At 37.9% G+C, this 227-nt stretch carries 1 pseudogene; it reads right to left on the bottom strand.

What is annotated here, in order from left to right:
- Window positions 1-227 (bottom strand): annotated as a pseudogene (locus tag Q0714_RS14200) (phosphoglucosamine mutase); the annotation flags it as partial.

Genomic DNA, 227 nt, shown 5'->3' with positions numbered 1-227 from the left:
TCCTCTTCCATTGAGTAATTTTAAAGCATTCCATTGTTTAGGGTTATGACTTGCTGTAATGATAATTCCGCCATCGGATTTCTCTAATGGAACGGCAACTTCTACTGTAGGTGTGGTTGACAATCCTATGTCTATTACATTTATCCCTATACCTACCAAGGTATTGCCTACCAAACTACTTATCATTTTTCCTGAAATACGAGCATCTCTTCCCAAAACTACGGTAA

Origin of the sequence: uncultured Lutibacter sp., from assembly GCF_947493565.1 — a bacterium.
Classification (GTDB): Bacteria; Bacteroidota; Bacteroidia; order Flavobacteriales; family Flavobacteriaceae; genus Lutibacter; species Lutibacter aestuarii.
The sequence above is the reverse complement of the archived record's forward strand: the minus strand, read 5'-3'. Positions and strand labels throughout refer to the sequence as shown.